At 69.6% G+C, this 6,510-nt stretch carries 6 protein-coding genes and 2 tRNA genes; 5 read left to right on the top strand and 3 right to left on the bottom strand.

Annotation, left to right across the window (positions count from 1 at the left end; all coding sequences use genetic code 11):
• The first annotated feature begins 435 nt into the window (after positions 1-435).
• The 4 genes from ACFWGZ_RS38445 to ACFWGZ_RS38430 all read left to right on the top strand — a co-directional run bounded on the left by ACFWGZ_RS38445 (position 436) and on the right by ACFWGZ_RS38430 (position 4,862).
• Complete coding sequence (locus ACFWGZ_RS38445) at positions 436-1,386, top strand: lycopene cyclase family protein (RefSeq protein ID WP_382456518.1); 951 nt, start codon at positions 436-438, stop codon at positions 1,384-1,386.
• A gap of 115 nt (positions 1,387-1,501) precedes the next feature.
• The gene (locus tag ACFWGZ_RS38440) at positions 1,502-3,178 is read left to right on the top strand and encodes an EAL domain-containing protein (protein ID WP_382456517.1); all 1,677 of its coding nucleotides are present in this window, start codon (positions 1,502-1,504) and stop codon (positions 3,176-3,178) included.
• Between the two features lie 130 nt (positions 3,179-3,308).
• A complete protein-coding gene (locus tag ACFWGZ_RS38435) occupies positions 3,309-4,397 on the top strand; it encodes a glutamate--cysteine ligase (RefSeq protein ID WP_382456516.1) in 1,089 nt (362 codons plus the stop codon).
• Positions 4,398-4,451: 54 nt separating this feature from the next.
• A complete protein-coding gene (locus ACFWGZ_RS38430) occupies positions 4,452-4,862 on the top strand; it encodes a CBS domain-containing protein (protein ID WP_382456515.1) in 411 nt (136 codons plus the stop codon).
• On the opposite strand, the gene ACFWGZ_RS38425 is transcribed toward ACFWGZ_RS38430, so the two are convergent.
• From ACFWGZ_RS38425 to ACFWGZ_RS38415, 3 genes are all read right to left on the bottom strand, one after another.
• Entirely contained in the window at positions 4,853-5,293 is a 441-nt protein-coding gene (locus tag ACFWGZ_RS38425; protein ID WP_382456514.1) for an NUDIX domain-containing protein, read from the bottom strand. The genes ACFWGZ_RS38430 and ACFWGZ_RS38425 overlap by 10 nt on opposite strands.
• 14 nt (positions 5,294-5,307) lie before the next feature.
• Positions 5,308-5,385: transfer RNA gene (locus tag ACFWGZ_RS38420), tRNA-Ile, on the bottom strand.
• A gap of 4 nt (positions 5,386-5,389) precedes the next feature.
• Positions 5,390-5,462 (bottom strand) — tRNA-Leu (locus tag ACFWGZ_RS38415).
• Positions 5,463-5,899: 437 nt separating this feature from the next.
• On the opposite strand from ACFWGZ_RS38415, the gene ACFWGZ_RS38410 reads away from it, so the two are divergent.
• On the top strand, positions 5,900-6,424 hold the full coding sequence (locus ACFWGZ_RS38410) for an NUDIX hydrolase (protein ID WP_382456519.1): 525 nt from the start codon (positions 5,900-5,902) through the stop codon (positions 6,422-6,424).
• Positions 6,425-6,510 lie beyond the last annotated feature (86 nt).

Genomic DNA, 6,510 nt, shown 5'->3' with positions numbered 1-6,510 from the left:
ATACTCCTGACGAGGAGTATTCATATTACTGGCTGTGTTTCGGCACGCTGTTGAGTTCTCAAAGAACACGCGCTCACCGGATCCGTTCTCCGTTTCCGGAGAGTTTCACTCGGGGCTTGTGTTGCTGAAGCTTATTTGGTCTCGCTCACCGGTGTCAAATCGGCCTCTCCGAGGCTTTTTGTCTTCCGGTTTTTGGCCAGGCCCGTTCCGGTTGGTATTTCCGGCCCGCTTCGCTCTGACATGGAGAACATTACACGGGCCTGTTTCGATCTCCAAATCGGGGGTACTACCGGCACTCACACCGCTACTGACCTGCGTCTTCGGGGTCCAGCAGGCCGTCTCCGCCACGGTTGGGCGGTGATGATGTGACCCACGTCCCTCCACGCTGCCGAACTTCATTCGGTGGACCATGTCCGCACCGCCGATCATTGAGCCATGTTCGACGTTCTGGTGATCGGTGGTGGCCCGGCCGGACGGGCGCTCGCACGTGCCTGCGCGCAGGAAGGCCTCGACACGGCCATCGTGGACCGCCAGCCGGAACGGGTGTGGGCGGCGACTTACGGGGCGTGGGTCGACGAACTCCCCCACGGCACGCCCACGAAGGTCACGAGTTCCGTTGTCCGGGTCTACGCACGCGAAGAGCACTTGATCCCGCGTGAGTACGCCATCCTCGACAACGCGCGTCTGCACGCACTCCCGGACACGGTCACCGTCCTCCCACGTCCGGCGGAGGCGCGCTACACGTTCAACGCCACGGGTGCGCGCAAGGGCCGTGCCGAGCAAACGGCCGTGGGGACGGTCATCGAGTCGGACTGCACCGAGACGACGTTGATGGACTGGCGCAACGGCGACTCGTTCCTCTACACGGTCCCGCTGGGCGGTAACCGGGTGCTCGTCGAGGAGACCTGCCTGGCCGGCCGGCCCGCGACGCCGCTCGACGAGCTCCGCCGGCGGCTCCACGCGCGGATCGCTCCCGGTGCGCAGGAGGAACGGGTCCGGTTCCCCCTCGACGCGCCGAAGGCCGCCGGTCTCGCGTTCGGTGCGAGCGCGGGCTTCATCCACCCGGCCACCGGCTACAGCGTCGCCACGTCGCTGACCCTCGCGCCGAAGGTCGCCCGTGCCGTCAAGGCGGGTGAGGACCCGCAGCGCGTCATCTGGTCGAGGAAGGCGCGGATCGTGCACGCCATGCGCCGCCGGGGGCTCGAGGTGCTGCTGGGCATGACCGCCGACGAGACGCGGGACTTCTTCGAGATCTTCTTCCAGCTCGACGCACACCACCAGCGCGCCTACCTGTCCGGCCGCGAGGACGTGAAGGGGATGGTGGCGGCGATGACGGCCCTGTTCCGGATCGCGCCGCGCTGGCTCAGGACGAAGCTGATCTTCTAGCGCGTGACCAGCGGATCACCGGGCGCGGCCGCACCGTGGCGGCTCGTCGCCGGGAGCGTGAACACCTGGTGAACCCGCTTGGTCGGGACTCGTTCGCACCGGCACGATGAATGACGTGCCCGCATTGCTGGATGACGTCAGGTTCGCCTTCCAGCCGCTGTTCAACCTGAACACCGGGGGCGTCGTCGCGGTGGAGGCCCTGGCCCGGCCGCACGACGGCAGCGTGCAGGATCTCCTCCAGGCCGCCTTCCAGGCCGGTCTGCTGGCCAACGCCGACGTCGGACTCGCCTGCCGCGCCATCCGCGCGGCGGCCGACTTCGACCTGGTGCTGCCGTTGCACGTGAACCTGCTCGCGATCACGGTCGCGGGCGAGCCCGAGGTGTTGGCTCCGCTCCACGGCGCACTGCGGGACGCCCGGCGCTCCCCCGGCAGTGTCGTCGTCGAGATCGGCGAGCCGTACTCGCGCGCCAACCGCGGCCGGCTGGCGCGCGGGATGCAGACGTTGCGCACCAACGGTTTCCGCATCGCGCTCGACTGCGTGGGCGAGGGCGACGTGCCGCTCGGGCTGCTGACGAGCGCGTCGCCCGACTTCATCAAGCTCGACCGGGAGATCGTCCGCTCGCTGCCGGAGGACCCCGCGCGGGGTGCGCTGGTGCGGTCGCTGGTGCACCTCGGCGAGTACACGGGCGGTCAGGTCGTCGCGGAGGGCGTGGAGACCGAGGCGGAGCTGGCGCACCTGCGCAAGCTCGGGGTGGGGCACGCGCAGGGCCGCTTCCTCGCTCCCCCGCAGCGGCGCCCGGCGGTGAACGCCCGCATCGCGCCCGAGGCCGTCACGGAGACCGGTGAGATCCGGCGCAGCACCACCGGGCCGCGGGTCACCGACTTCCTGCACCCCGCGACGACGCTGCCCGAGCACGCGACGAGCGACGAGGTGCGCGAGGTGTTCGTGACGCAGCCGTCGATCACGGGTGTCGTGCTGGTCGACGCCGAGGGCCGCCCGCGGTGGTCGGTGGACCGCAACCGCTTCCTGCTCGCGGTGACCGGGCCTTACGGGCACGCGTTGCACGCCAAGCGGGAGGCGGCGCGTCTTGCGGACAAGCCGCACGTCATCGGAACGGAGGCGTCGGCGCTCGACCTTCTGGACGTGGTGGCCGGTGCGAACCGTGAGCGCACCAACGACGACCTGATCCTCGTCGACCACGACGAGCGATGCATGGGCGTCGTGCGTGTGGCGGACGTGGTTCGTGGTGTCGCGGAACTCAAGGTGGAGCAGGCGGCGGCGTTGAGCCCCCTCACGCGCCTGCCGGGCAGCGACGCGGTGGCGAAGGAGGTGGAGCGGCGCATCGGGGCCGGGGAGATCTTCGCGATCTCGTGGCTGGACGTCGACGCCTTCAAGCTGGTGAACGACACCGTCGGGTTCGCGGCGGGCGACGACCTGATCCGCGAGATCGGGTACGACCTGGCGGAGCTGGCGCAGGCGTTCCCCGGTGTGGACGTAGGGCACGTCGGCGGTGACGACTTCCTGCTCCTCGCCGGGCTCGACGAGACGGTACCTCTGAGTGCTCGTCTGCTCGACAAGCCGTACACGGCGGAGGGACGACAGGTGACCCTCTCTCTTGCGACCCTTATCTGTGCCCCGGGAGCAGTGGGGTCGTATCGCGAGGTATCTCGGTTGCTGGCACCAGTGAAGGAGCACGCGAAGTCGCTCGCCGGATCCAGCTGGGTGATGGGCCGGCCGGGCAGCGATCGACGCGACGTGCTGCGGGGTGTCGCGCAGCGCGCGGTGAGTTAACAGGTACAACCGAACGCCTCCTGTGCGGCCCTCTGATCACTCATAGCATCGAGGGCGCTACTCAGTGCACTGGAGGTTCGGCGTGCAGGTCGGCAGCAGAACTCAATCGGTACCAGCGCAACGCACGAGCGTGGACGGCCTTCTCACCGTTGGGGTGGAAGAGGAGTTCGTCCTCGTCGAAGCCTCCACAGGCCATTTGGCCAACCGTGCCGACGAAGTGCTGACGGGTTCGGACGGGTTCGAGGTCGACCTGCAGCCGGAAATCGCGCAATACCAGGTGGAATCGGCCAGCGGTGTGTGCACCGAGATGGGCCAGTTGCGCGACGAACTGGCCGCCGCGCGCCGTGCGCTGGTCGAACGGGCCGCGCGCCACGACGCCCGGCTGGCCGCCACCGGGACGCCGGTGCTGGGCCTCACGATGCCGACGCCGTTGACGAACTCCCCGCGCTACCACCGGATGGCGCAGGAGATGGGCGCGCTCACCAACGACCTCGCGATCTGCGGCTGCCACGTGCACATCGGACTGCCCGACGACGAGTCGAAGGTCTTCGTGAGCAACCACCTCCGCCCGTGGCTGCCGGCGCTGCTCGCCCTGGGCGCGAACTCGCCGTACTGGCTCGACGGCGACACCGGCTACGCGAGCTGGCGGTACGTGGTCTGGAACCGCTGGCCCACTTCGGGTGCGCCGCCGCACTTCGACAACGCGGCCGAGTACTACGCGGCCAGGGAGGAGATCGTGGCGAGCGGCGCGGCGATCGACGCAGGGATGCTCTACTGGGACGTCCGGCTCTCCGCGCACCACCCGACGCTGGAGCTGCGGGTCTCCGACGTCGCCCCGACGGTCGAGGAAGCGGTGCTGATGGCCGCGCTGGTGCGCGGGATCGCCGCCACCGCACTGGGTTCGGGCGCCGCGGCGCCGGAAATCCAGCCGCACCTGCTGAAGGTCGCGCTGTGGCGCGCCGCGCGGGACGGCCTGGAGGGCTTCGGCATCGACCCGGTGACCGCCGCGCCGACCCCGATGTCGTCGATCGTGGCGTCGCTGCTGAGGTGGATCCGCCCGGCGCTGGAGTTCGCCGGCGACTACCAGATGGTGAGCGACGGCATCGACCGGTTGCTGCTCGACGGCACGGGCGCGGTGCGCCAGCGCAGGGCGTTCGCGCGGCGCGGGCGGCTCTCCGACGTGGTGGGCCTGCTGGTCGCGCAGACGGCGCCGGCCTGATCTGCGGCGTGCTCCGGACGGGCGGATGCTGGGAAGCCCCGGAAGGAGGACGTCGTGACGACAGCACGCGACATCATGCACCCCGGTGTGCAGTGCGTGGACGAGAGCGCGAGCCTGGTCGAGGCCGCCCGCCTGATGCGGGACCTCGACGTCGGCTCGCTGCCCATCTGCGGCGAGGACGACCGGCTGCACGGCATCATCACCGACCGCGACATCGTGACCAGGGCCGTGGCCGCCGGTCTGGACCTGGCGACGACGACCGCGGGCGAGTTCGGGTGCCACGTGCACTGGGTCGACGCGTCGGATTCCGTGTCGCAGGTGCTGCGCACCATGCAGGACAACCAGATCCGGCGCGTGCCGGTGATCGAGGACCACCGGCTCGTGGGCATGGTGTCGGAGGCGGACCTGGCGCGGCACCTGCCGGAGGACCAGCTGGCGGCGTTCGTGGAGAGCGTCTACGCCTGACCGTGCTCGAGGTAGCGGGTGTCGCCCGATTCCTTGGCCCGCAACGCTTCGGCGAGCCGGACGGCGAGGCGCGGGATCAGGCGGCGCCCGGTGTCGTGCGGCGGCACGAACTCGTAGGACCTCAGCTCCTCTTCCTGGAGCCGGATGCGGACGTCGGCCGTGAGGGTGCCGCCGTCGAAGATGAACAGGACGCGGTCGTGGCCGTCCTTGGGCGCCCAGTCGACGACGAGCAGGCGTCCGGGGTCCCTGTGCAGGCCGAGCTCTTCCCCGACTTCCCGCCGGCAGGCCTCCCGCGGGGTCTCGCCGTGCTCGACCATGCCGCCGGGGATCTCCCAGTGCGGTTTGTAGGTGGGTTCGACGAGCAGCACGCGCCCCTGCTCGTCGACGAACAGGGCTCCTGCCGCGGACGCCGCTCTGCTGATGTTCTCCACGGTTCTTTGTAGCGTGGTCGTCCCGCCAGGATTCGAACCTGGGACCTGCCGCGTATCAGGCGGACGCTCCCACCGGGCTGAGCTGCGGGACGTTCGTACCCCTGCCAGGATTCGAACCTGGACCGGACGCGTTCTGAGCGCGTTGCCTCTTTCGTTGGGCCACAGGGGCGAGTGGCGTCGTTTTCCGAACAGCACCGATGGAAGGAGTCGAACCCTCGGGCAACGGGTTTGGAATCCGTTCCGCTTCCGAAGCTCATCGGCATCCGCACAGGGCAAAAAGAAACCGCCCAGGGTTTCCCGTGGGCGGCTCCGAGGTCATGACCTGGGGATCAGGTCATGGCGTGGAGCCCCACGCCAGCGCCAGCAGACCACCGGCGACGAGGGCGAGAATTCGCCATCCCGCAAGCTCCGCCTTGGCAAGCATGTCTTCCTCCGGTTGATCTCTGTTGGTGGTGATGGCACCAAGCTATGCGACGGCCGGACGGCCGTGCAACGCAATTGTTCACCATGCCGGCGGCGTGTTCCAAATAGTGGATTTCTGTTTGGATGGCGTACATGGTGGGTACAACTCCAGGATTCGGGGCACGGCATCCCGGGTTGACCGCGGTGCTGGCCGCGGCGTCGGCCGCGCGCATCGCCACCGGTGAGGCCTCCTGGCTGGGCGGGGCGATGCCGTTGCGGGTCAGCGCCTTCGCGGGGCCGGCCGATCTGCCCGACGAGCTCGTCACCTCGGTGCGGTGCGTCGTGCGGGTCGGCGAGCTGGTCGTCCTCTGCGAGAACGCCGACGGTGGCCACGTCCTGCCCGGCGGCCGGCGGCAGCCCGCGGAGCCGCACGCCGGGACGATCCGGCGCGAAGTGCACGAGGAGACCGGGTGGCTGCTCGAACGCGACAGCGTCCGCACGCTGGGGTGGCTGCACTTCGAGCACCTCGCCCCGCGGCGTCCCGGCGACCCGTACCCCTACCCCGACTTCCTCCAGGTCGTCTTCCGGGGCACCGCGACCGTGCGGGAGAGCGACGACTGGGTCGACACCGACGGGTACGAGCGCAGCTCCCGGCTCGTCAGCCTCGCCGACGCCCGCCGGCTGACCCCGCACGGCCCGCTCGGATCGGCGTTCCTGGACCTGCTCTGACACGACGAACGGCGCGCACCCCGCGAGGAGTGCGCGCCGTTCGGCCACAAGCGAGAAGTCAGACCGTGAAGCCCAACGCCCGCAGC

The sequence above is a fragment of the Lentzea sp. NPDC060358 genome, assembly GCF_042725365.1.
In the GTDB taxonomy this organism is placed as follows: domain Bacteria; phylum Actinomycetota; class Actinomycetes; order Mycobacteriales; family Pseudonocardiaceae; genus Lentzea.
This window is presented reverse-complemented; position numbering and strand designations above follow the sequence as displayed.